Annotated in this window: 21 protein-coding genes; 11 read left to right on the top strand and 10 right to left on the bottom strand. The window is 68.3% G+C overall.

The window, feature by feature from the left end; all coding sequences use genetic code 11:
• The first annotated feature begins 98 nt into the window (after positions 1-98).
• Together VQ042_RS11240 and VQ042_RS11245 are read left to right on the top strand one after the other, a co-directional pair.
• Positions 99-1,334, top strand: coding sequence for a lytic murein transglycosylase (locus tag VQ042_RS11240; protein WP_331819196.1), 1,236 nt, complete (start codon positions 99-101; stop codon positions 1,332-1,334).
• Between the two features lie 537 nt (positions 1,335-1,871).
• Positions 1,872-3,188 carry a ChaN family lipoprotein gene (locus tag VQ042_RS11245; RefSeq protein ID WP_331819198.1) on the top strand — a complete coding sequence of 439 codons (1,317 nt, stop codon included), beginning with the start codon at positions 1,872-1,874 and terminating at the stop codon, positions 3,186-3,188.
• 51 nt (positions 3,189-3,239) lie between these two features.
• Here the strand turns inward: VQ042_RS11245 and VQ042_RS11250 are convergent, their stop codons facing one another.
• Positions 3,240-4,088, bottom strand: coding sequence for an LOG family protein (locus VQ042_RS11250; protein WP_331819200.1), 849 nt, complete (start codon positions 4,086-4,088; stop codon positions 3,240-3,242).
• Between the two features lie 126 nt (positions 4,089-4,214).
• Between VQ042_RS11250 and dapD the strand changes: the two genes are divergently transcribed.
• The gene (gene dapD / locus VQ042_RS11255; protein ID WP_331819202.1) at positions 4,215-5,069 is read left to right on the top strand and encodes a 2,3,4,5-tetrahydropyridine-2,6-dicarboxylate N-succinyltransferase; all 855 of its coding nucleotides are present in this window, start codon (positions 4,215-4,217) and stop codon (positions 5,067-5,069) included.
• A 43-nt stretch (positions 5,070-5,112) separates the two neighbouring features.
• Positions 5,113-5,886, top strand: a complete 774-nt coding sequence (locus VQ042_RS11260) for a phosphodiester glycosidase family protein (protein ID WP_331819204.1) — start codon at positions 5,113-5,115, stop codon at positions 5,884-5,886.
• Between the two features lie 26 nt (positions 5,887-5,912).
• On the opposite strand, the gene VQ042_RS11265 is transcribed toward VQ042_RS11260, so the two are convergent.
• Entirely contained in the window at positions 5,913-6,956 is a 1,044-nt protein-coding gene (locus tag VQ042_RS11265) for a lytic transglycosylase domain-containing protein (protein ID WP_331819206.1), read from the bottom strand.
• A gap of 134 nt (positions 6,957-7,090) precedes the next feature.
• On the opposite strand from VQ042_RS11265, the gene dapE reads away from it, so the two are divergent.
• Both dapE and VQ042_RS11275 read left to right on the top strand, forming a co-directional pair.
• On the top strand, positions 7,091-8,323 hold the full coding sequence (dapE, locus tag VQ042_RS11270) for a succinyl-diaminopimelate desuccinylase (protein ID WP_331819208.1): 1,233 nt from the start codon (positions 7,091-7,093) through the stop codon (positions 8,321-8,323).
• Positions 8,283-8,921, top strand: coding sequence for a hypothetical protein (locus VQ042_RS11275; RefSeq protein ID WP_331819210.1), 639 nt, complete (start codon positions 8,283-8,285; stop codon positions 8,919-8,921). The genes dapE and VQ042_RS11275 overlap by 41 nt, the downstream gene beginning before the upstream one ends.
• Positions 8,922-8,927: 6 nt before the next feature.
• Here the strand turns inward: VQ042_RS11275 and truA are convergent, their stop codons facing one another.
• The 3 genes from truA to def are packed head-to-tail and all read right to left on the bottom strand — an operon-like array spanning position 8,928 to position 11,194.
• Positions 8,928-9,707, bottom strand: a complete 780-nt coding sequence (gene truA / locus VQ042_RS11280; RefSeq protein WP_331819212.1) for a tRNA pseudouridine(38-40) synthase TruA — start codon at positions 9,705-9,707, stop codon at positions 8,928-8,930.
• Positions 9,707-10,660, bottom strand: coding sequence for a methionyl-tRNA formyltransferase (fmt, locus tag VQ042_RS11285; protein WP_331819214.1), 954 nt, complete (start codon positions 10,658-10,660; stop codon positions 9,707-9,709). Before fmt ends, truA begins: the two co-directional genes overlap by 1 nt.
• Before the next feature lie 18 nt (positions 10,661-10,678).
• Positions 10,679-11,194: a peptide deformylase gene (gene def, locus VQ042_RS11290; RefSeq protein WP_331819216.1), complete on the bottom strand. Its 516-nt coding sequence runs from the start codon at positions 11,192-11,194 to the stop codon at positions 10,679-10,681.
• Positions 11,195-11,361: 167 nt separating this feature from the next.
• Between def and VQ042_RS11295 the strand changes: the two genes are divergently transcribed.
• The 3 genes from VQ042_RS11295 to VQ042_RS11305 all read left to right on the top strand — a co-directional run bounded on the left by VQ042_RS11295 (position 11,362) and on the right by VQ042_RS11305 (position 14,729).
• Positions 11,362-12,543, top strand: a complete 1,182-nt coding sequence (locus VQ042_RS11295; RefSeq protein ID WP_331819218.1) for a DNA recombination protein RmuC — start codon at positions 11,362-11,364, stop codon at positions 12,541-12,543.
• A gap of 193 nt (positions 12,544-12,736) precedes the next feature.
• Complete coding sequence (locus VQ042_RS11300; protein WP_331819219.1) at positions 12,737-14,242, top strand: serine protease; 1,506 nt, start codon at positions 12,737-12,739, stop codon at positions 14,240-14,242.
• Positions 14,243-14,420: 178 nt separating this feature from the next.
• Positions 14,421-14,729 (top strand): hypothetical protein, encoded by a 309-nt coding sequence (locus VQ042_RS11305; RefSeq protein ID WP_331819221.1) that lies wholly within the window; start codon positions 14,421-14,423, stop codon positions 14,727-14,729.
• An 84-nt stretch (positions 14,730-14,813) separates the two neighbouring features.
• Here the strand turns inward: VQ042_RS11305 and VQ042_RS11310 are convergent, their stop codons facing one another.
• Positions 14,814-15,533, bottom strand: a complete 720-nt coding sequence (locus VQ042_RS11310) for a pyrimidine 5'-nucleotidase (RefSeq protein WP_331819223.1) — start codon at positions 15,531-15,533, stop codon at positions 14,814-14,816.
• A gap of 87 nt (positions 15,534-15,620) precedes the next feature.
• On the opposite strand from VQ042_RS11310, the gene VQ042_RS11315 reads away from it, so the two are divergent.
• Positions 15,621-16,526 (top strand): DMT family transporter, encoded by a 906-nt coding sequence (locus VQ042_RS11315; protein WP_331819225.1) that lies wholly within the window; start codon positions 15,621-15,623, stop codon positions 16,524-16,526.
• Positions 16,527-16,571: 45 nt separating this feature from the next.
• Here the strand turns inward: VQ042_RS11315 and argB are convergent, their stop codons facing one another.
• The gene (gene argB, locus VQ042_RS11320; protein WP_331819227.1) at positions 16,572-17,474 is read right to left on the bottom strand and encodes an acetylglutamate kinase; all 903 of its coding nucleotides are present in this window, start codon (positions 17,472-17,474) and stop codon (positions 16,572-16,574) included.
• Between the two features lie 220 nt (positions 17,475-17,694).
• Here argB and VQ042_RS11325 point away from each other — a divergent pair, with 220 nt between their 5' ends.
• Positions 17,695-18,264 (top strand): histidine phosphatase family protein, encoded by a 570-nt coding sequence (locus VQ042_RS11325; protein ID WP_331819229.1) that lies wholly within the window; start codon positions 17,695-17,697, stop codon positions 18,262-18,264.
• A 20-nt stretch (positions 18,265-18,284) separates the two neighbouring features.
• Here VQ042_RS11325 and VQ042_RS11330 read toward each other — a convergent pair whose 3' ends face one another.
• The 3 genes from VQ042_RS11330 to VQ042_RS11340 form a co-directional block, all read right to left on the bottom strand.
• Entirely contained in the window at positions 18,285-20,189 is a 1,905-nt protein-coding gene (locus VQ042_RS11330) for a propionyl-CoA synthetase (RefSeq protein WP_331819231.1), read from the bottom strand.
• A 237-nt stretch (positions 20,190-20,426) separates the two neighbouring features.
• Positions 20,427-21,236 carry a DUF6064 family protein gene (locus VQ042_RS11335; RefSeq protein ID WP_331819233.1) on the bottom strand — a complete coding sequence of 270 codons (810 nt, stop codon included), beginning with the start codon at positions 21,234-21,236 and terminating at the stop codon, positions 20,427-20,429.
• 9 nt (positions 21,237-21,245) lie between these two features.
• Positions 21,246-22,190, bottom strand: a complete 945-nt coding sequence (locus VQ042_RS11340; protein ID WP_331819235.1) for an aldo/keto reductase — start codon at positions 22,188-22,190, stop codon at positions 21,246-21,248.
• Positions 22,191-22,432 lie beyond the last annotated feature (242 nt).

Here is a 22,432-nt window from a genome sequence, read left to right on the forward strand (position 1 = left end):
GCGAGGCTCGCGCTGTCGTGATGCCGGACGCCACGTTTGCCGACCGATGCGCCATACAGCGCCTTGGCTGGCCCTGCCGTCCCCGCTACGATCCGGCCATGATTGGCAACCCCTTCCGCTCCGTCGTCCTCGTCTGTCTTCTCCTCGCCGGGGCCCTCCCGCCGGCCGGGGCGCAATCGGTCGAGGCCGGGTTCCGCAGCTTCCTCGAAGCCGACATCTGGCCCGCGGCCCGCGCCCGGGGCGTTCCGCGGCCGGTGTTCGACGCCGCGTTCCAGGGCGTGCGGCCCAATCTGGATCTGCCCGACCTGCAGCTTCCCGGTGCCGGAGGAACCGTCGCGGAGACGAATTTCCAGGCCGAGTTCAAGAGCGGCGCGGCCTATCTCTCCGAAGGCGCGGTCGCCGGAAACGCCCGGCAGGGCCGGGCTCTCCTGGCGAAGCACCGCGCCGTCCTGGGCCGGATCGAGGCGCGCTACGGCGTGCCCGCGCCGGTCATCGTCGCCATCTGGGGGCGGGAATCAGCCTTCGGGGCGGCGAAGATCCCCCACGACGCCTTCGAGGTGCTGGGCACCAAGGCCTATCTGTCGCGTCGCAAGGCGATGTTCCGGGAGGAACTCCTGGCCGCCCTGCAGATCGTCGCCGACGGCCATCTGAAGACCTCGGAGATGAAGTCGTCCTGGGCGGGGGCGCTGGGCCAGCCGCAATTCATGCCGACGAAATTCCTCGGGCTCGCCGTCGATTTCGACGGGGACGGGCGCCGCGACATCTGGAATTCGGTGCCCGACACGCTGGCCTCGATCGCCCATTACCTGCAGCAGGCCGGCTGGCAGACGGGCCGCGACTGGGGGTTCGAGGCGGTCGTGCCGGCCGCCGTCTCATGCGCCAACGAAGGCCCGGACCGCGGGCGGCCGATTTCGGAGTTCGTCGCAGCGGGGGTGACCCGGGTGTCTGGCCGGCCGTTCCCGCCACACGAGCTGGCCGCCCGTGGCCATCTGATGATGCCGGCCGGCCGCCTTGGCCCCGCCTTCATCGCCACCCCGAACTTCTACGTCATCAAGGCCTACAACAATTCCGACCTCTACGCCCTCTTCGTCGGGCATGTCGCCGACCGGATGCAGGGCGCCGGGCCGTTGACGGCCCGCTGGGCGGCGACCGACCGGCTGACCCGCGGCGACGTGGCGCGCATGCAGCAGAAGCTGGAGGCGCGAGGCTACGATGTCGGCGGCGCGGACGGCCTCGCCGGCTTCAAGACGCGGCGCTCGATCGGGGCGTTCCAGCTCGAAGCTGGCATGCCGGAAACCTGCTGGCCGACACGGGTGCTCGCCGGCGCGCTCTGAGGCTATCCACAGCTGATTTAACCTTGCGTACACGATCCCTGCCGAAACCTTTCCGCTGTTGCGGGCGCGACCTTTCACCCGGGCCGCGTGGCGGGTACCGAGAAAGGGTGGAACCCGAGGAGAGCAGGCGGCACGTTCCGCCTGCCACGCGGCGGGAGTTGCCTGGGGAGGCGACGCGGACGGTTCGATCCATCGTCGAACCGTCCGCCCCTTTCCACCGGCCCAGCCCGGTCCGGTCGAACGGCGTCGCCGGTCATCGGATGCGCCTCACGGTGCCAAAGCAGCCGCAGCAGTCCGGCCGCAAAGCCGAGCGCACAAATTTTCGCGAAATGACAGGCCGACTGCAATAGTNCGGTCATCGGATGCGCCTCACGGTGCCAAAGCAGCCGCAGCAGTCCGGCCGCAAAGCCGAGCGCACAAATTTTCGCGAAATGACAGGCCGACTGCAATAGTTTTGCCACATCCTGTGCCGATGACCGTCAGGTCGGCTCGCATGATTCGTGATCCGGCCCGTACAATCGATTTTGGGGAAAGCGATTGAAACGACTGATCTGGATACCGTCCAGCATCATGATCCTTGCGGGTCTCGGCTACGCGGTCGGCAAGACGTCCGACCTGGTCGTGCCGCGGATGGACGCCGGCACGGACGTCGCCGCTTTCGTTGCGCCCAGATCAGACCTGCCCCTCGACGTTTCCCTGGTCGGAAACGGGAAGAACGTCTTCTCCGAAATTGCCGTGGCCACCGTCGAGCCGTTCGACGCGGATGGCGACGGCACGCCCGATGCCGACGAATTGCTGTCGCCCGCAGGCTCCAGGCCGGTTGAAACCTCCGCGTCCGCGCAACTCGCCGAACTGGCGCGCGCAGGCAGTTCCCGGACCTTGTCGCTGCAGGTTGCCGCGACCGTCGGCGCATCCGGCGAAACCTCCGCGGCACGCCTGCCGGCGACCGCGACGGCCTGGCAGTCGGAGCATTATCGCGACAATCCGCTGGTCGGCGAAGTCTTCGATGCGCGCGGCGCGCGCTCCAGCCACGATTTCCTGCTGGGCGCCGCCTCCGGGGCCCGCTACGTGCTGCTCGGCGAAATTCACGACAATCCCGACCATCATCGGCTGCAGGCCGACATCATCGGCGGTCTCGCCAGGCTCGGCGCAGAGCCGTCAGTGGTCTTCGAGATGATCCCCGAGAGATTTGCCGGCGTGCTGGAAGATTTCGCCGCGGCGGGCGGCAAGGACCTCGCGTCGCTGTCCGAGCAGTTGCAATGGACCGAGCGCGGCTGGCCGGACTTCTCGATCTACCAGCCCGTGTTCGAGGCGGTCGTCGCCGACGACCTGGCGATGCGTGCCGGCGATCTGGACCGCGAGACGATCATGGCGATCGGCGAGAAGGGCCTCGACGCCCTCTCCGAGGCCGACGTGGCGCGGCTGTCGTTGCGTCTGCCGGTATCGGCGGACCAGTCTGCCGATCTTGCCGACACCATCCGGACGGCCCATTGCGGCCTAATGCCCGAAGGTGCCATCGGCCAGATGGCGCTCGTCCAGCGCGCCCGCGACGGGGCGCTCGCCGACGCGATGGTCGAGGCGGCCGAGGACAGCGGCAGCGCCGTGCTGATCGCCGGTTCCGGCCATGTCCGCAAGGACTGGGGCGTGCCGAACATTCTTGCCGAGCGCGATCCCGACGCCGCGACGGTCGCGGTGCAGATGGTCGAGGTCAGCGACTCCGAGTCGGAGGCCGCCGATTACGGCCTGACGAGCGAGGCACCGGCACCCTACGACTATACGATCTTCACCCCGCGCAGCGACATCGCCGACCACTGCGCCGAGCTGCGGGCCCGGATGGGACAGACGAGCGAATAATTCCGCCCGTCGAGTGTCGGGCGCTCCCGGCGGCCGATCCGGTCGCCGGCGTCAGAAGCCGTAGAATTTACGGATCGTCGTCCAGCCCTCTTCCGCCGTGTCGACGAAGGTGACGAGATCCAGATCCTCGGGCGCAATGGTGCCTTCCTCGGCGAGCACCTCGAGATTGAGGACGCGCCGCCAGAAGGATCCGCCGAAGAGCAAGACCGGGATGCGCTGCATCCGCCGCGTCTGGATCAGCGTCAGCGCCTCGAACAATTCGTCCATCGTGCCGAAGCCGCCCGGAAAGATCGCCATCGCTTTCGCCCGCAGGAGGAAGTGCATCTTGCGGATGCCGAAATAATGGAAGTTGAAGCAAAGCTCCGGCGTGGCGTAGCGATTGGGCGCCTGCTCGTGGGGCAGGGTGATATTAAGCGAGATCGACAGGGCGTCCACATCCGCCGCGCCGCGATTGCCGGCCTCCATCACGCCCGGCCCACCGCCTGTCACGATGACGAATTCCTTGCCGCCGTGGGAATCGGCGGAGTGCTGCGAGGCGAGGGCCGCGAAACGGCGGGCTTCTTCGTAGAAGCGCGAATTGGCCTCGAGATTACGCCGCTGGGTCTCGTTGCGCGCCGCCCAGGGCGCGGTTCCGGGTTCGGGAATGCGGGCACCGCCGAACAGGACTACCGTCGACAGGATGCCCGCCTCGTTGAGGGCCAGTTCGGGCTTCATGAGTTCGAGCTGCAGCCGGATGCCGCGGGTCTCCTGGCGGGTCAGGAAATCCTCGTCGGCATAGGCCAGCGCATAGGTGGGCGAGCGCGTCTGGGGCGTGTCGACCTGGTCCTTGCTCTCCTCCCTGTCCCGCCGCGAGCTCGGAAAGGGATCCCAGCCATGCTGATCGCGGGGTGTGTCGTTCATCGTCTCTGCCTCGTCGCCTGCGTCCGGCCGTCGATTGACCGCCCTGGGGCCTTCAACTAGGGTCCGCGCCGACTTGGACAGGGTGCCGTGGCCCCGTCGTATCCCCCTTCTGCAGGAGTTTAGCCGATGACCGCGCCGGATCGCGCCGCCCTCGAAACCACCATCGAACGGGCCTTCGAGGAACGGGACACGATCTCGGCGTCGACGACCGGCGAGGTCCGTGATTCCGTCGATGCCGCGCTGGACCTGCTCGACCGGGGCGAAGCCCGCGTCGCCTCGCGCGAGGCCGACGGCAGCTGGACCGTGCATCAATGGCTGAAGAAGGCGGTGCTGCTGTCCTTCCGCCTCAACGACATGACCGTCATCGAGGGCGGTCCGGGCGGCGCGACCTGGTGGGACAAGGTGCCGTCGAAATTCGAAGGCTGGAACGCCGACCGCTTCCGCGAGATGGGATTCCGCGCCGTGCCGAACGCCGTGGTGCGCCGCTCTGCCCATATCGGCAAGGGCGTCGTCCTGATGCCGTCCTTCGTCAATCTCGGCGCCTTCGTCGACGAGGGCACCATGGTCGACACCTGGGCGACCGTCGGCTCCTGCGCCCAGATCGGCAAGAACGTGCATCTTTCGGGCGGCGTCGGCATCGGCGGCGTCCTGGAGCCGATGCAGGCCGGCCCGACCATCATCGAGGACGGCTGTTTCATCGGTGCGCGGTCCGAGGTCGTCGAGGGCTGCATCGTGCGCGAGGGCTCGGTGCTGGGCATGGGCGTCTTCCTCGGCCAGTCGACCAAGATCGTCGACCGCACCACAGGCACGATCTCTTACGGCGAAGTGCCGCCCTATTCGGTGGTCGTCGCCGGCTCGCTGCCGGGCAAGCCGATGGGCAATGGCGAGCCGGGGCCGAGCCTCTACTGCGCCGTCATCGTCAAGCGCGTTGACGAACGCACCCGCTCCAAGACCTCGATCAACGAGCTGCTGCGCAACTGAGCGACGTCGCGGCCCGCGACATTCGCCGGAGGCCGTAATAGCCATGGCGCGACTGCGTTCCTTCTGGCCCCTGTCGCTGATCGCGGCGAGCGGGCTGTTCGGCTGGCTGCAGAGCGTGCCCTCGCTGCCGGCCGGCCATGAGGGCCTCTGCCGTACCGAAAGGGCGGCGGGGGTGGAGTATCTGGTCTGCGAAGTGCCGCTGGATCGCTACGACCTGGCGCTGCGGGCGGTCGATTCGGCCGGCGAGCCCTACGTGACCTTCGAGCGCGCCGCGGCGAGCGTGGAGGGCCGCGTCAGGCTGATCATGAATGCCGGCATGTATCACGAGGACCGGCGTCCCGTCGGCCTGGCGGTGCAGGACGGCCGCGAGGTCAGTCCGCTGGTGCGCGGCACTGGCAGCGGCAATTACTCGATGCAGCCGAACGGCATCTTCTTCGTCGAGGACGGCCGCGCCGCCGTCCTGACCACCGGTGCCTATCTGGCCGCTCCGCGCAGTCCGACCCTTGCGACCCAGTCGGGGCCGATGCTGCTGATCGACGGCAAGCTGCATCCGCGCTTCATCGAAGGCTCCGACAGCCGGCATGTGCGCAACGGCATCTGTGCCAGCGAGGACGGCGGCACCGTGCGCCTCGTCCTCTCCCGCAGCCCGGTCAATTTCTGGGATTTCGCCGTCTTCTTCCGCGACCGGCTGAGCTGCCGCGACGCGCTGTTCTTCGATGGCAAGGTGTCGAGCCTGTCGTACCCGGAAGGCGGCATCGGCTACCGTCGCGACCGGCTCGGCCCGATGCTGGTGGTGGTCTCGGACAAGGCCGGATAGCCGGCCAGCGGTCGGTCAGCCGAGGCTCAGTCCGTCCCGCTGCCGCGCAATTCCGTCGCCAGATCGTCGGTGCCGGCCATGCGGGCGGCAAGCGGATCGGCCGGTGCCGGGTGGGCGGCAACGCGGCCACCCTTGCCGCTGTCCACGACCGCTGTTGCGGCAGGCTGCGGCGTGGCAGCGTCAGCCGGCGCACCCTTTGCTTCCTCGGGCGCTTCCGGGCGGGGGATCGCGGCCGGCTTCGGTGCGGCGGCATAGGCAGCCGCGACCACCGGCTTGTCGGCCGGCCTGGCGGCTGCTGTCTGCTTAGTGATCGTGGCGTCAGTCGTGGACGCAGCGGGCGCTGCCGTCTTTGCTTGCGTCGGTGTCACCGCCGCGACGAGGGTGCCCACCAGCCCCGGTTCCGCCTGCGGTTCGACGATGGTGTCCGGCATGCGGCGGCGCTTCGACACTTCGGCCATGTGCGCCTTGACGGCGGAGCAGTAGCGCTTCGCGGAGGCGCTCATGCGGGTGGCGCGGTGGCCGCCCTTGTATTTCATCGAGGCCTGGCAGACGTCGTGTCCCCCCTTCTCCCAGGCGCCCTTCAGATATTTCATGCCGTAGGTGAGATTGGTGTCGGCATCGAACAGCGCGCTGGCAGGGCCCGAGAAGCCCAGGGAGCGTGCCGTGGCGGGCTTGATCTGGCTGAGGCCGTAGACCCCGGCGCCGCGCGCCTTGGGATTGTAGCGGCTTTCGACCCGGACCACCGCATAGGCGAGGGCCGTGGGAACGCCCGCTTCGGCGGCGTGGCGCTCGATCAGCCTGTCGAGGGCCGCGCTGCCGGAGATGCTGCCGGCTTCCGCCGCAGCCCTGGCCTCCTTCGCCGCAACGGCGACGTCCGCTTCGGCCGGTGCCTCGGCATCGCTGGCCACGTGGGTCGTCTCGCCGCCATCGGCCAGGTTGAGCCCCATGGGGGAACCGCCGGGTCCGTCGGCGATGCAGCCGGCGAGCGCCGCCAGCGACGCGATCATGCCGAACATTGCGGCCCGTGCGACGCGGGCCGAGCCGGCCCTGGCGATCCTCGGCAATGTCATGCGGTCCCCTTGCGAAATATCCCCTGTCCTGCCTGTCCGTCGCGAAGGCGGCGGAAACGTGGCACGCGACCCTATCCTCGAAGTCGGCGGCCGCTGGTGGCGTTACGGCATCATCTGATCTATCCCCGTCGGCCATGACAGACACCGTTTCTCCGCCCCTCGATGCCGTCCCCGGCGCCCCTGCGACCGACCCGGTCGCGATCCTGACGCGGCTGATCCGCTGCCCCTCCGTGACGCCCGCCGAGGGCGGTGCGCTGGCGGCGCTGGCAGAGACGCTGGCGCCGCTGGGCTTTTGTGTCGCGCGGCCGGTGTTTGGCGACATCGACACGCCGGACGTCGAGAACCTTTTCGCGCGCGCTGGTGACGCCGGACCGCATCTGGTGTTCGCCGGGCACACCGACGTGGTTCCGCCGGGCGACGAGAGCGATTGGCGCGAGGGGCCATTCTCGGCGGCGATCGTCGACGGTGAACTCTATGGGCGCGGCGCCGTCGACATGAAGGGCGGCATCGCCGCCTTCATCGCGGCCTATGCCCGCCACGTGGCGCGGTCCGGCCGTCCGGCCGGGCAGGTGTCGCTGCTGATCACCGGCGACGAGGAGGGGCCGGCGGTCAACGGCACGGTGAAGCTGCTGGAATGGGCGCGGGACCGGGGCGAGCGCTTCGATGCCTGCGTCGTCGGCGAGCCGACCAATCCGGCCGCAATGGGCGACATGATCAAGATCGGCCGCCGCGGCTCGCTGTCGGCAGAGATCCGCGTGACCGGCGTGCAGGGTCACGTCGCCTATCCGCACCTGGCCGACAATCCGCTGCGCACGATCACCGCGATCGCCGAAGCGCTGATGGACGAACCGCTGGATTCAGGGTCGGCGGCGTTTCCGGCGTCCAACCTGGAGATCACATCGATCGACACCGGCAATGCCTCGGTGAACGTCATCCCGGCGCGCGCGCGCCTGTTCTTCAATGTCCGGTTCAGCGACCTCTGGACGCCGGACAGCCTGAAGGCGGAACTGGCCCGGCGCATCCGCGAGGCCGCCGCCTCGCAGCGCTTCCGCAAGGGCCGCGACGCGGCCGAGGTCGCGATCGCCTGGCGCGAGCGGCCGTCGGAATCCTTCCTGACGCAGGACGACGCATTGACGCAGGCGCTGTCGGGTGCCGTGGAGGCGGTCACCGGCCGACGGCCGGAACTCTCGACCTCGGGCGGCACGTCCGACGCCCGCTTCATCAAGGACTATTGCCCCGTTGTGGAATTCGGGCTTGTCGGAAAGACCATGCACATGTCCAATGAAAGGGTGCCAGTCGCCGATCTCGAGACGCTGACGAGGATCTATGAAACCTTCATCGCCCGCTGGTTTGCCGCCCACGCCTGATCTGGTGCCGAGTGTCGACCACGTCCTGAGCTTCTTTTCCGGCGCTGCCCTCCTGATGGCCGGGCGGGCCGAGGGGCTGAAACGTCTCGACCTGTCGGCCGACGGGTTCTGGCAGTCCTTTTCGGCCATGATCGTCGCGCTGCCGCCGATCGCGCTGTCCTGGCTCGAATTCGAGATTTCGGCGCCGCTGACCGGCACCGCGGCCGGCCGCGGCATGGTCGCGGTCTACGGCGCCCATGCGCTGGCCGATTTTCTCGCCTGGACGCTGCCGATCCTGATCCTGATGATGGTCGCCAAGCGCGTCGGATATTCCCGCAAGATCGTGCCGCTGGTCGTCGCGACCAATTGGGGCGGGGCGCTGCTCGCCTGGGTCTTTGCGCCCTACTGGCTGCTGATGCTCGCCTTCGGCCCCGGCAGCGCCCTATCGGCGCTCGGCGCGCTGGTGACCATCGCCTCCATCGCGCTGACCGTGCGGCTGATCTTCATGGCCACCGGCAAGGACCTGGCCGGCGCGGCGATCATCACCATCGGCATGATCGTCATCTCGCTGATCAGCTATGGCGCAGTAATGGACCTGACGGGCATCCGGCTGATCTGACCGCGCTCAGCCGGGATAGGGCGGTAGGGTGCGCTTGGGCGCGGTGCCGTACTCGATCCGGGTCAGGTACAGCCCGTCCGGCGGCGCCACGGGACCGCAGCGCTTGCGGTCGCGCGCCTCCAGCGCCGCCACCAGATCCGCCTCGCTCCAGCGACCTTCGCCGACCAGCTTCAGCGATCCCGCAAAGGACCGGATCTGATTGTGCAGGAAGGATTGGGCCATGGCGTGGATGTGGATCTCCTCGTCCGGACCGCGGACCACATCCAGCTGCTCCAGCGTGCGGATGGGGTTTTTTGCCTGGCAATGGGCAGAGCGGAAGGTGTCGAAATCGTGGGTGCCGACCAGACGCCGGGCCGCAGCGTGCATGGCGTCGACATCCAGGGGCTTGGACACCCACCAGACCCGCCCGGCAAGCAGCGCGGGCGGCGCCCGCCGGTTGAAGATGCGATAGAGGTAGTGGCGCTTGCGGGCCGAAAAGCGCGCATCGAAATCGTCCGGGACCCGCTCGACACCGAGGATGGCGGTGGGGGCGTCGCGCAGATGGGCATTGAGCGCGTCGCGCACCACGTCCGGCTCCCAGTCGCGCTGCAGATCGAGATGGGCGACCTGCCCGCTGGCATGGACGCCGGCATCGGTGCGCCCGGCGCCGAACAGGGTCGCCGCCTCGCCGCTGAACCCTTCGACGGCGGTCTCGATCACTTCCTGCACCGACAGGTCGGTTTTCTGCCGCTGCCAGCCGCAATAGGGCGCGCCGTCATATTCGATGGTCAGCTTGTACCGGGGCATCAGGCCGGCCCGGCGTGGCCGCCCGCCGCAACCGGCGTTCCCTTGAGAAGGTCTTCGGCCTGCATGCGGCGCCCGCCGGCACGCTGCAATTCCAAGATCCGGATCGCGCCGGACCCGCAGGCGATCAGCAGCCGGTCGTCGAGGATCGTGCCGGGCGCGCCTTGGCCCGGCTCGGCCGCCGCGCGCAGAAACTTCACGCGTTCGGGCGCCTCGCCGAAGCGCATCATGGTCCAGGCGCCGGGAAACGGGGAGAAGGCGTTGATCTTGCGGGCAATGGCCGGCGCGTCGCCGGACAGGTCGAGGGTCGCTTCGGCCTTGTCGATCTTGGCGGCGTAGACCGGCTGGCGGCCGGTGCGGGCCGCAAGTGCGTCCTGGTCCTCGAAAATAAGCGTGCCGGCCTCGAGCCGCTCCAGCGCCTCGACCATCAGCTGGGCGCAGATCTCTGCGAGCCGGTCGTGCAGGTCGGCGGCGGTGTCGGTCGCGGCGATGGGCGTTTCGGCGGTCAGCGCCACCGGGCCGGTGTCGAGGCCGGCCTCCATCCGCATCACCATCATGCCGGTCGCCGGATCACCGGCCTCGATGGCGCGCTGGATCGGTGCGGCGCCCCGCCAGCGCGGCAGCAGCGAGCCGTGACCATTGAGGCAGCCGAGGCGTGGCGCGTCCAGCACCGGCTGGGGCAGAAGCAGGCCGTAGGCGACCACCACCGCGACGTCGCTACCGAGTTCGGCGAAGGCGTCGCGCTCCGCCGGGTCCTTGAAGTTGACCGGCGTGCGCACGGGCAGTCCGAGCCGCTCGCCCTCGACCTGGACGGGCGAGGGCGTCAGCGTCAGGCCGCGCCGGCCGGCCTTGCGCGGCGGCTGGGTATAGACGGCCGCGATGTCGTGCCCGGCCGCCGCGAGGGCGGCCAGGGTCGGCACCGAAAAGGCCGGCGTTCCCATGAAGACGACGCGCATGGTCTTCCTCCGCTGCCCTCAGGCGGTGGCCCTGCGGGCGGCCTTGGTGAACTTCTTCACCACCATGTCGCGCTTTAGCTTGGAGATGTGGTCGATGAACAGGATGCCGTTCAGGTGGTCCAGTTCGTGCTGCACGCAGGTCGCCAGGATGCCGTCGGCGGTCTCCTCGTGCAGCTTCCCGTCGAGCCCGAGATAGCGCACCGTGACCTCCGCCGGGCGTTCGACCTCGGCGTAGTAGTCGGGGATCGACAGGCAGCCTTCCTCGTAGGTGCTGAGCGTGTCGGACGTGCCCAGGATCTCCGGGTTGAGGAAGATCCGCGGCGCGCGCTCCTCGTCTTCCTTGGAGATGTCGATCACCATCATGCGGAGCGGTTCGCCGACCTGGATCGCGGCGAGGCCGATGCCGGGGGCATCGTACATCGTCTCCAGCATGTCGTCGGCGAGACGCCGCACCTGGTCGTCGACCGTCGCGACGGGCTGGGAGGTCTGGCGCAGGACCGGGTCCGGCAGGATGATGAGGGGCTTGATCGTCATGGCGTTCAGGTAATCGCTGGCACGAAGCCGGTCAATCGGGGATGGTGGCTCCCCGGCGGCTTTCAGCGCGGCCCGGCCCGATGCCGCCGCGTCGCAAGGCGAGGCCATCTGGGCTATGTTCGCGGTTTGGTCCCGATTCGTTAAGGACTGTTCGCTAGAGCTCGGTCATGGACAGCGCAGCCTTCGCCGCCGCATTCTCGGCTCCCGTCACGATGCTGGGCGGACACCCAGTGACGCTCGCCGAGCTGCTGCTCGCCGGCCTGGCGGCCGTCTTCTTCGTCCTGTGGCGCAGGGCCAGCCGGGCCGCGCGGCAGGCGAACGACTACGCCGACCGCAGCGAGGGCGAAGCGTCGGAACGCCTGGATGCGGTGTTGCGCTCCCAGGCCGAGATCACCGGCCGCATGCAGACCATGGCGGAAATCATCGGATCGCGGCAGGCCGACCTGACCCGCACCCTCGCCGAACGTCTCGACGGATTGTCCACCCGCGTGGGCCAGTCGATCCGCGACACCAGCACCGCCACCAGCGCCTCGCTCTCGGCCCTGTCGGAACGGCTGGCGGTCATCGACCGGGCGCAGGGCGAGATCCGCGGGCTCGCCGGCGAAGTCGTGCGGCTGCAGGACATCCTCTCCAACAAGCAGACCCGCGGCGCCTTCGGCGAAGGACGCATGCAGGCGATCGTCGCCGATGCGCTGCCGTCGGCCGCCTATTCCTTCCAGGCGACGCTGTCGAACGGCAAGCGGCCGGACTGCCTGATCCGCATGCCGAACGGCGCGCCGTCGCTGGCGATCGATGCGAAATTTCCGCTGGAGGCGTTTGCCACCCTGCGCGAGGCGGAGAGCGACGAGGCGCGCAGCTTTGCCGCCAGCCGGATGCGCCGCGACATGGACGTGCATGTGCGCGCCATCGCCGACAAATATCTGATTCCGGGCGAGACTCAGGACACCGCCTTCCTGTTCGTCCCGTCCGAGGCGGTCTTTGCGGAACTGCACGAGCGCTTCGAGGATATCGTCCAGAAGGCGTATCGCGCGCGGGTGGTGATCGTGTCGCCGTCATTGCTGCTCCTGTCGATCCAGGTGGTGCAGGCGATTCTCAAGGATGCGCGCATGCGGGCCGAGGCCGGGCGCATCCAGAAGGAGGTGCGGCTCCTGGGCGAGGATCTGGTCCGGCTCGACGCGCGGGTGTCGGCGCTGCGCACGCATTTCGGTCAGGCCGGTCGGGACATCGACCAGATTCTGGTCTCGACCGACAAGCTGATGCGCCGCGGCGAGCGCATCGAGACGGCCGAACTGGGCGATGACGGAGCGGAGCCCGGGCCCATGGCGCAGACAGTGCCGGGGGCCGGCTGACCTGACATGGCAGGCGACAAGAACAGACCTGTCCTTTACTGGCGGACGAACCGTCAGTATCAGGAAAAATTGCATTCGCAACCATATTAAGAAAAAGTAAAGGACTTACGGATCGATTCCGCGCATCCTACGTTTCTTAACTGTCACCGGTTGAGCGATGGGGGATGACATGCGGCGCGCGGCGCGGGTTTTGATGACGGTTCTGGCTCTGGGCACTGCGCCCATGGCGACGCCGTCGATTGGCGCGCAGGGTTCCGAGCTCGCCGTCGCCTACAACGCTCAGACCGATCTCGATTTCCGCAAGGGCCTGCAGATCCGGCTTGCCTGGACCGGCGACTATTTCGGTGCATTCGATGGCCAGATCGCAGCGTCGTCCCTGCGTGCCATCCGCGACTTCCAGGCCCGGCACGGCATGGTCGCGGACGGCGTCATCGACGAGGCGATGCTGCAGCTCCTGATCCGGAAATCCGACGGCGCCGAGACGGCTGCGGGTATGACGCTGGTCGACGATGCGATGACTGGCCAGCGCGTTCCGCTGCCGCTGAGACTCGTTCAGGATCTGGGCCCGACCGACGTGGGGCACCTGTGGCGTGCCGCAGACAATTCGGTCGAGATCGAGACTGTCCGCATTGCCGATACCGGCCAGACCCTGCGCGGCCTGTTCGAGGTGCTGAGCACGCCGACCGCCGAGCGCAGCGTCTCCAATGCCGAGTTTGGAGGCGAATGGTTCGCGCTTGACGGCAATGCCGGCGATCAACAGTACGTGATGCGCTTTGAAGCGCGCGGCGGCGATCTGCGCGGGTTCTCGGTCTCCTATGCCGAGGATCAGGCGCGGGTGATGCGGCCCTATGTGGCCGTTGCCGGCAATCTCTTCGAGCCATTCGCCGGCGAGCCGCAGGCACCGCTCGTCGCGTCGCGCGAGCCGAACGCCTTTTCGGCGCTTCTTGCTCGCAGCCACACCGACGGTTCCTTCGAGTCGCGTTACGCGATGGCGTCCGTTGATCCGCAGAAGCCGAACCTCTTCGAGATGCCGGAGCCTTCGGTTGCCAATGCCGAGCGCGTCCCTGCATCGCCGGAATTCGACATGGCGGGCAGCGGCTTCGTCGTTTCCGACGATGGTTGGCTCCTGACCAACGCCCATGTGGTGCGGGCCTGCACCAGCGTTCTCGTTGGCGAAAAGCGGGTCGCCACCCGCACGATCCTCGACACCGAGAATGATCTGGCCCTGGTCAAGATCGATGGCGCGGTCGGCAAGCCACTGGCGATGTCGGTGGAGAAGCCCCGCCTCGGCGAGGACGTGCTGGCGCTCGGCTATCCGCTGCGTTCGATCTTGGCAGACTCCCTGAACGTGACCCGCGGCAACGTCTCGTCGCTGCTCGGTCTGGCCAATGACGAGCGCTACCTGCAGATCTCGGCACCGGTGCAGCCCGGCAATTCGGGCGGACCGCTGGTCGATCTCGCCGGCCGGGTCGTTGGTGTCGTGACCGCCAAGCTCAACGCCGTCGCCGTCGCCGATGCCACGGGCGACATTCCGCAGTCGATCAATTTCGCGGTGCGCCCCGATGCCGCCATCGATTTTCTCGACCGCAGCAATGTCGCCTACGAGACTGCCGACATGTCGCTGCCGCTGGAAAGCGTGCCCGATGCAACCGCGGTCGTGAAGAACTCGGTCCTGCCGATCATCTGCGTCGGGCGCTGAGCCCACCATCTGGACCGGGTCCACCCGCATCACCGCCGTTGGCCTCGCGCCAGCGGCGGTGATGTCGTTCGGGCCATCGAATGCGCCCTGCCCGGAACTGAGGGGCGGGGGCGACGTTGCCTCCAAGAGAGCACAGGCGGATGCCGCCTGGCCCCGAAATTCCTGACAGGAGATGGCGATGACCCAGAGCGACACCGACTCCAAGATGATGCGCGAGCAGCAGGACCGCGACACGCCGCAGCACATGGCCTCGGACGGAACGCGCAAGCCGGGCGAACGCAGCGATCTCGACGCGTCCAGCAAGGCCGACCGCGAGGCGGCCAAGAACGGCACGGCGCCGGAGGGCAAGGAGCAGATGGAAGCGATCTTCGAGGCCAACCAGAAGGCCAAGCCGGCCGATCAGGCCGAGGAAGACATGCTGGCCGATGCCGCGACGGACGCACAGGCGGGACTCGCACGCCCGAACCGGTCGATCCTCGGCGACTGACGACGCCTGCACATTCCTATTTTGACGGGCGATCGGATGCCATCCGGTCGCCCTTTCGGCATCGGGTGCCGGCAGCGGCGAGCGCTAACGGATGGCGCGCAAAAAGGCCGTCAGATCGTCGGTGACGAAGTCGATGTGTTCGCCGTCGCGACCCTCGTGCTCCCAGACATCGCCGAAGCTCTCTTCCAGATTGCGCGGCACGATCAGCACGGTGCGCATGCCCAGCGCCTTTGGCACCACCAGATTGCGCGCCAGATCCTCGAACATCACCGCCCGGTCGGCATCCACCCGGTGCAGGCCGAGAAACTTGTCGTAGGTCTGGGAGGCGGGCTTGGGCACCAGCCCGGCCGCGACGAGGTCGAAGATGTCCTCGAAATGATCGAGGATCCCGAGCTGGCGCGCAGCCCGCTCGGCATGGTTGCGATCGCCATTAGTGAAGATGAACTTGCGGCCCGGCAGCGCCCGGATCTCGTCGCCCAGCGCCGTATCGGGGGACAGCCAAGAATAGTCGATGTCGTGGACATATTGGAGGAAAGCGTCGGGATCGACGTTGTGCTCCTGCATCAGGCCGTGCAGCGTGGTGCCGTAGCGCCGGTAGAAATCCTTCTGCACCACCCGCGCTTCGTCACGGGGCAGCGACAGGAAGTCCGAGACGAAGGCCGTCATCCGCTGGTCGATCTGCGAGAACAGGTTCGTGTGGCGCGGATAGAGGGTGTTGTCGAGATCGAACACCCAGTCCTTCACATGGGTGAAATCCTGCGGGCGGGCGTCGGCGGTCTGACGGATCGGCGAATGTGCGGTCATGGGGTCCGGAAGGTTCGAGCGTCGGGTGCCTTGCCAAGCGTCGCCGAATAGGAGAGCGAAGGCACCAGACATATCGACGGATCGCCCGTGCCGCTCTGGATTCCGATTACCATCACTGCCGCCTTCCTGCAAAACCTCCGCTCGTCGCTGCAGCGACAGCTGAAGGGGCGGATGGGCTCGACCGGCGCGACCTTCGCGCGCTTCGGCTTCGGCTTTCCCTTCGCGGTTCTCTACATTCTCGCGCTGCGCGAAGTGGGCGGGCTCGCCTTGCCGGACGCGAACGCGACCTTCCTGGTCGCGGTGACGGCGGGCGGGATCGCGCAGATCGCCGCGACCTTCCTGCTGGTCTATCTCTTCGGCTTCCGCAACTTCATGGTGGGCACGGCCTATTCGAAGACCGAGCCGGTGCAGGCGGCAATCTTCGGGCTCATCCTCCTGGGCGAGACGATCTCCTGGCTCGCCTTCGCCGCGATCCTGGCGGGCGCCTTCGGCGTCGGGCTGATCTCGATCTCCGGGCGCAAGGACGGGACGAGCCTGCGCCGGGCACTCCTGTCGCGCGAGGCCGGGATCGGCATCGCGTCGGGCGCCTTCTTCGGCGTCTCCGCCGTCTGCTTTCGCGGTGCGTCGCTGTCCCTGGAGGAAGGCGGAGTCCTGGTCCGCGCCGCGACGACCCTGGTCTGGGCCACCGGCATCCAGACGGCGGTCATGCTCGCCTGGATGATGCTGCGGGACCGCGCCGAACTTGCCGCCGTCGCCAAAGCCTGGCGCCCGGCGCTGCTGGTCGGCCTCGTCGGCGTGTCCGCCTCGGCCTGCTGGTTTACCGCGATGACGCTGGAAAAGGTCGCCTATGTGCGCGCGCTCGGCCAGATCGAGCTGATCTTCACCTTCGCCTCTTCGGTGTTCTGGTTCCACGAGAAGATCGCCCGGCTGGAACTCGCCGGCTGCCTGCTGATCGTCGCGGGCATCGTGACCCTGCTGAGCGCGGCGACGTAGACGGACCCCGACCGGGTCGAAGCGGGCAGGGCCGCGAAGCGCCTGCTACTTGACGATCAGCGTGCCGGCGCCGTGCTCGGTGAGGAGCTCGAGCAGGACGGCGTGGCGCTTCTTGCCGTTGAGGATGACGACGCCTTCCACGCCGCGTTCGATGGCCTCGATGCAGGTCTCCACCTTGGGGATCATGCCGCCATGGATCGTGCCGTCGCGGATCAGGCTGCGGGCCTCGGCGACCGACAGTTCCTTGATGAGATTGCCGGACTTGTCGAGGACGCCCGGTACGTCGGTCAGGAACAGGAGGCGCGAGGCCTCGAGCGCGCCGGCGATGGCGCCGGCGAAGGTGTCGGCGTTGATGTTGTAGGTGGCCCCGTCGCGGCCCGGCGCGACCGGGGCGATGACCGGGATCATCTCGGACCGAGCGAGGAGGTCGAGCAGGGTGCGGTCGACCTCGACCGGCTCACCGACATAGCCGAGATCCAGCACCCGCTCGATGTTGGAATCGGGATCGACGACGGTCTTGCGGGCCTTTTCGGCGAAGACCATGTTGCCGTCCTTGCCGCAGAGGCCGATGGCCCATTCGCCCTCGGCATTGATCAGCGCGACGATTTCCTTGTTGATCGAGCCGGCGAGGACCATCTCGACGATCTTCACCGTCTCCTCGTCGGTGACCCTGAGGCCGCCCTCGAAGCGCGATTCGATGCCCATCTGGGACAGCATGCGGCCGATCTGCGGGCCGCCGCCATGCACGACGATTGGGTTGACGCCGGACTGCTTCAGCAGCGCGATGTCGCGGGCGAAGGCCTGGCCGAGTTCTGCATTGCCCATGGCGTGGCCGCCATATTTCACCACGACGGTCTTGTTCTCGTAGGCCTGCATGAAGGGCAGGGCCTCGGCGAGGAGTCGGGCCTGGGTCTCGCCGTTGTCCGGCAGCGGATCGGAATGGTTCATGGCCGGCCTTTGGACCCCGTGCTGATGCGTCGCGGGCGGCTTCTAGCCGGAAATGGCGGCAAGAGAAACTGCCGCGGCTATAGAATGGCCGGCGTCGTGCGACGGTCGCGCAAGCGCGATGCCGCTCGTCTCACGCAATCGTGGGCCGTCCGGCACTGTCGGATCGCAGCCGACGCACGACATTTTTTGCGACCGACAACAGTCCGGAGCGCCGCCCGCCATGCCCAACGCCCTGATCGCCTGCCTCCTGTCCCTGCCGCTTCTGCTGGCCGCCGTCACGGGCGGGTCGGTGCAGGAACCGCTTGCGGCAGCGCGCGCGGCCGGCACCCACCTCCTGATGCGGCACGCCACCGCACCGGGCACCGGCGATCCGGCCGGCTTCACCCTCGGCGACTGTTCCACCCAGCGCAACCTGTCCGAGGCGGGCCGCGCCCAGTCCCGCCGGATCGGCGAGCGCCTGCGCCAGGCCGGTGTTGCCATCGACACCGTGCTGTCGAGCCAGTGGTGCCGCTCCAGCGAGACGGCCCAGTTGCTGGGCCTCGGCCCGGTGGAGGCCGCGCCGGAGCTGAACTCCTTCTTCGCCAATCGCGGCGACGGCGCGGCACAGACGAACGCACTGAAGGCGCGGCTGGCCAGGCTCGATGCCGCCGGCAGGAAGGCAGCGCTCGTCAGCCATCAGGTCAACATCACCGCGCTGACCGACATCTATCCGGCCTCCGGGGAGATCGTCGTGATCGCGCTCGGCGCCGACGGTGCCATCACCGTCGAGGGACGCCTGCGCACCGACTGACGAACCGGTGGCTGGCGATTTCAGTCGCCGGCGACGGCGCGGCGGATGTCGTCCAGGGCGGCCGCGTCCTCGATGGTGGCCGGCGTGTCGAAATCGTCCCGGTCGACGATGGACTTCATCGTGCGGCGCAGGACCTTGCCGGAGCGGGTCTTGGGCAACTTGTCGACGACCAGCACCCGCTTGAAGGCGGCGACCGGGCCGATCCGTTCGCGCACCAGGGCGATGAGCTCGGCCTCGATCTGGCGGCGGTCGATCTGGCTGGTGTTCTTCAGGACGACGAAGCCGCAGGGGAGTTCACCCTTCAGTTCGTCCCGCATGCCGATGACCGCGCATTCGGCGACGGCCGGGTGACCGGCGACGGCTTCCTCCATTTCGCCCGTCGACAGGCGATGGCCGGCGACGTTGATGACGTCGTCCGTGCGGCCCATGACGTAGACATAGCCTTCCTCGTCGATGAAGCCGGCGTCCGCCGTGGAGTAATAGCCGGGAAAGGCGGTCAGATAGGCTTCCCGGAAGCGCTCGTCGGCGTTCCAGAGCGTCGGGAGCGCGCCCGGCGGCAGCGGCAGCTTGATGGCGATGGCGCCCATGACATTGGGCGCGGCCTTGCTCCCGTCGGCGTCGAGCACCTGCACGTCGAAGCCGGGCATGGCGACGCCGGGGCTGCCGCGCTTGATCGGCAGGAGGCCGAGACCCAGCGGGTTGGCGGCGATCGGCCAGCCGGATTCGGTCTGCCACCAATGGTCGATCACCGGCCGCTGCAGCGCCTTTTCCGCCCAGATCAACGTCTCCGGATCGGCGCGCTCGCCGGCCAGGAACAGCGCCTCGAAGCGCGACAGGTCGTAGTCGCCCGGCAGCTTGCCGTCGGGATCCTCCTTGCGGATGCCGCGGATCGCCGTCGGCGCGGTGAACAGCACCTTGACCCCATGCTCGGCCGCCACGCGCCAGAAGGTGCCGGCGTCGGGCGTGCCGACCGGCTTGCCCTCGAACAGGACGGTCGTGCAGCCGCGCAGGAGCGGCGCGTAGACGATGTAGGAATGGCCGACGACCCAGCCGACGTCGGAGGCGCAGAAGAACACCTCGCCCTGATCGGTGCCGAAGATCGCCTGCATCGACCAGTGCAGCACCACCATGTGGCCGCCGGTGTCGCGCACGACGCCCTTGGGCTTGCCGGTCGTGCCGGAGGTATAGAGGATGTAGAGCGGGTCGGTGGCCTTCATGGCGACGCAGGGCACGTCGCGGCCGGCGTCGATCTCAGCCATCGCCTTGCCGCGCAGCTCAGCCCAGTCGTGGTCGCGGCCGGCGATCAGGTCGCAGTCGCGTTCGGGCCGGCGCAGGACGATGGTGGCTTGCGGCTTGTGGGCGGCCAAAGCGATCGCCTTGTCGAGCAGCGGCTTGTACGCGACCTGGCGCGTCGGCTCGATGCCGCAGGAGGCCGACAGGATGAGCTTCGGCGTCGCATCGTCGATGCGGGCTGCGAGTTCGCGGGCGGCAAAGCCGCCGAAGACGACCGAATGGATCGCCCCGATGCGGGCGCAGGCCAGCATGCCGATCATCGTTTCGGGCACCATCGGCATGTAGATGATGACCCGGTCGCCCTTGCCGACGCCGAGATCGGCGAGGTTGGCGGCCAGCGCCTTCACCTCGGCATGGAGTTCGCCATAGGTCAGCCGGCGCTGGCTCCCGGTGACGGGGGAATCGTGGATGATGGCGATCTGTCCGCCGCGCCCCGCCTCGACATGGCGGTCGATGGCGTTGAAGCAGGTGTTGCACTCGCCGTCCGGGAACCAGCGGCCATAGACGCCGTCATCGGGATCGAGGGCGCGGGTCGGCGTCTTCGTCCAGACCAGTTTGTCGGCGGCGTCGAGCCAGAATGTTTCCGGGTCGCTGCGCCAGGCGTCGTAGACCTCGTGATAGCGGCTTGCCATCTTCGCTCCTCCCGTTGCGGCCGATGTCGGCGCACTCCCGATGCGTCGCATGCCCGTTCCTTCGCGCCGCTTGGCTCCCGTCGCACCGGCGCGGCGCAAGGGTAGCCTATCGACCGGCGAGGAAAAGGGGCATTCGCCTTTCGGCGATGCCGCGAAATCACGCCGGTCGTCCGGCCCGGGTCTTGCGGCGTCGCGGTTGCCGTCGCGCGGGCGGCGCTGCCATGCCCGGAAGGCTGCTCAGTCCCGGCGGGTACCGGTTCCGAGCGGGCTCGTGGGCACGAGCGTGGCGGCGACATTCTGGGAGGGGGCAATCTCGTCCCGCGGCACGATCGCGGGGAGGGGCGAATCGGAGGCTGTACCGGCCGGCCGTCGGTTCGGAAGCAGCAGCACAACGAGGCCGAACATGGCCAGTGCGGCGAGCAGCAGGGCTTCGCCGGACGCTACGAGCAGCCAGAGCGTCGCGGCACTGGCCAGAAGCCAGCCAAGCGGCAGGGCGGCGAGCACAACCGACAACCACCGGCGCCGGATGACGATTGCGAGCAGGCCGATGGCCACGATCGCCGTGGGATCCGGCGCCAGCGTGAACCATTCGAGCCCGCCCGGTTCATGGCCGAAAAGGAAACCCGCCAAGGGATGGCCGAATAGGCCGTAAAGGACGAGGACGGCGCCCGGTCCGAACCATCTGGACAGATGCGGGCGCCTCGGCACCGGCCGATTGCCGAGGATGAAAGCGGCCATGAGGAGCAGCGCGGCCTCTGCCAGGAAGGCCCAGCCCGGATAGACGGCCGCCCAGTTGATCGTCGCATAGACGTCCAGGAAGAATAGCCAAGCCGACGTGGCGAAGGCTGCCGCGAGAAGCACCAGGCTGCCCGGCGCCGCGACGCGGTGCCGCCGGGCGGCCAGCGCGAGCAGGACGAGGGCCGCGGCGACGCCGACGACCGGGATCGGCCAGTAGCGCCCGTCGATCTGGGCGAACAGATCCCGGTAGATCGCCGCGTCGAAGAGCAGGAAATCCTGCAGGCTGTAGGTGGAGAGATCGGCCAGCATGGCGGTGTTCTAGAGGCTGTCGAAGGCGAGCGCCATCTGCCGGCGCTGCGCCGCGTCGGGAACCGGTCCGGTTGCGGCCGCCATGTTCTCGCGGACATGGTCGACGTTGCGCGTCGCGGGTATCGCGACGTTCAGCGCCGGGTGCGAGACGATGTATTTCAGCAGGAACTGCGGCCAGGTCGCCGCGCCGATCTCTCCGGCGACCGCCGGCAGCGGCTTGCCGGCCACGGCGTCGATGAGCGCGCCCCGGCGAAACGGGCGGTTGGCGATCACCGCGATGCCGCGTTCGGCGGCGAGCGGCAGCAGGCGCTCCTCCGCCGCGCGGTCGGCCAGATTGTAGGTCAGCTGGACGAAGTCGATCGGCCGGTTCTCCATGATCGCCGCGACGTCGTCGTGGCGGCGGCCATGGGACGTGGTTATGCCGATATGGCCGATCCGCCCTTCGGCCTTCATCGCGGCCAGGGTGTCGAGGTGACCTTCCCAGCCGACGAGATTGTGCACCTGCAACAGGCCGAGACGGTCGACGCCCCACAGGGCCTCGGTTTCGCCGATCTGCGCCGGGCCGTCGGAGGGCGAGCCGGTCCAGACCTTGTCGGCGGGGAACAGGCTGCCCGGAACCCCCAACTGGCGCAGGCCATGGCCGATCGTCGCCTGAGCCGAGCCGTACATGGGCGAGGAATCGATCATGCCGCCGCCGGCTTCGAAGAACGCCTGCATGACCGCCGTGCATTGGGCCAGCGCCTCGGCATTGTCGCCGACATTGAAGGTGATCCAGGTGCCGAGCCCGACGACAGGGATGGCCTGGCCGCTGGACGGAACGGTCTTCGTCAGTGGCCCGTCCCGGGTGGCACCGGCCGCCGGCTGCGCATCGGCCTGGCGAAGACCCAGTGTCGCGGCGAAGCCTGCGGCGGCGGCGCCGGTCAGCATGGTCCTGCGGTCGAACGATTGCGGCATGGGATTCTCCAGCTTGAACGGTCTTTGGTGCAACCGGACAGTGCCATGGGGGTTGCAGCCAGAACCCCGCCGGCCGGTCACGATTGTCTCAAGCCTGTGTCAACGTGCGCCACGCTGGAAGGGGTGGACGGCAGGGGAATCGGGTGAATGAGCTCAGGGTCTGACGAGGCTTGCAAGGAACTCGTCGTCCCATGCTGCGGTCATTCGCCTGAGGCGCTGTGAGTCCTTCCCGGGGTCTCTGC

It is taken from the genome of Aurantimonas sp. A2-1-M11 (genome assembly GCF_036549475.1).
Lineage (GTDB): Bacteria > Pseudomonadota > Alphaproteobacteria > Rhizobiales > Rhizobiaceae > Aurantimonas.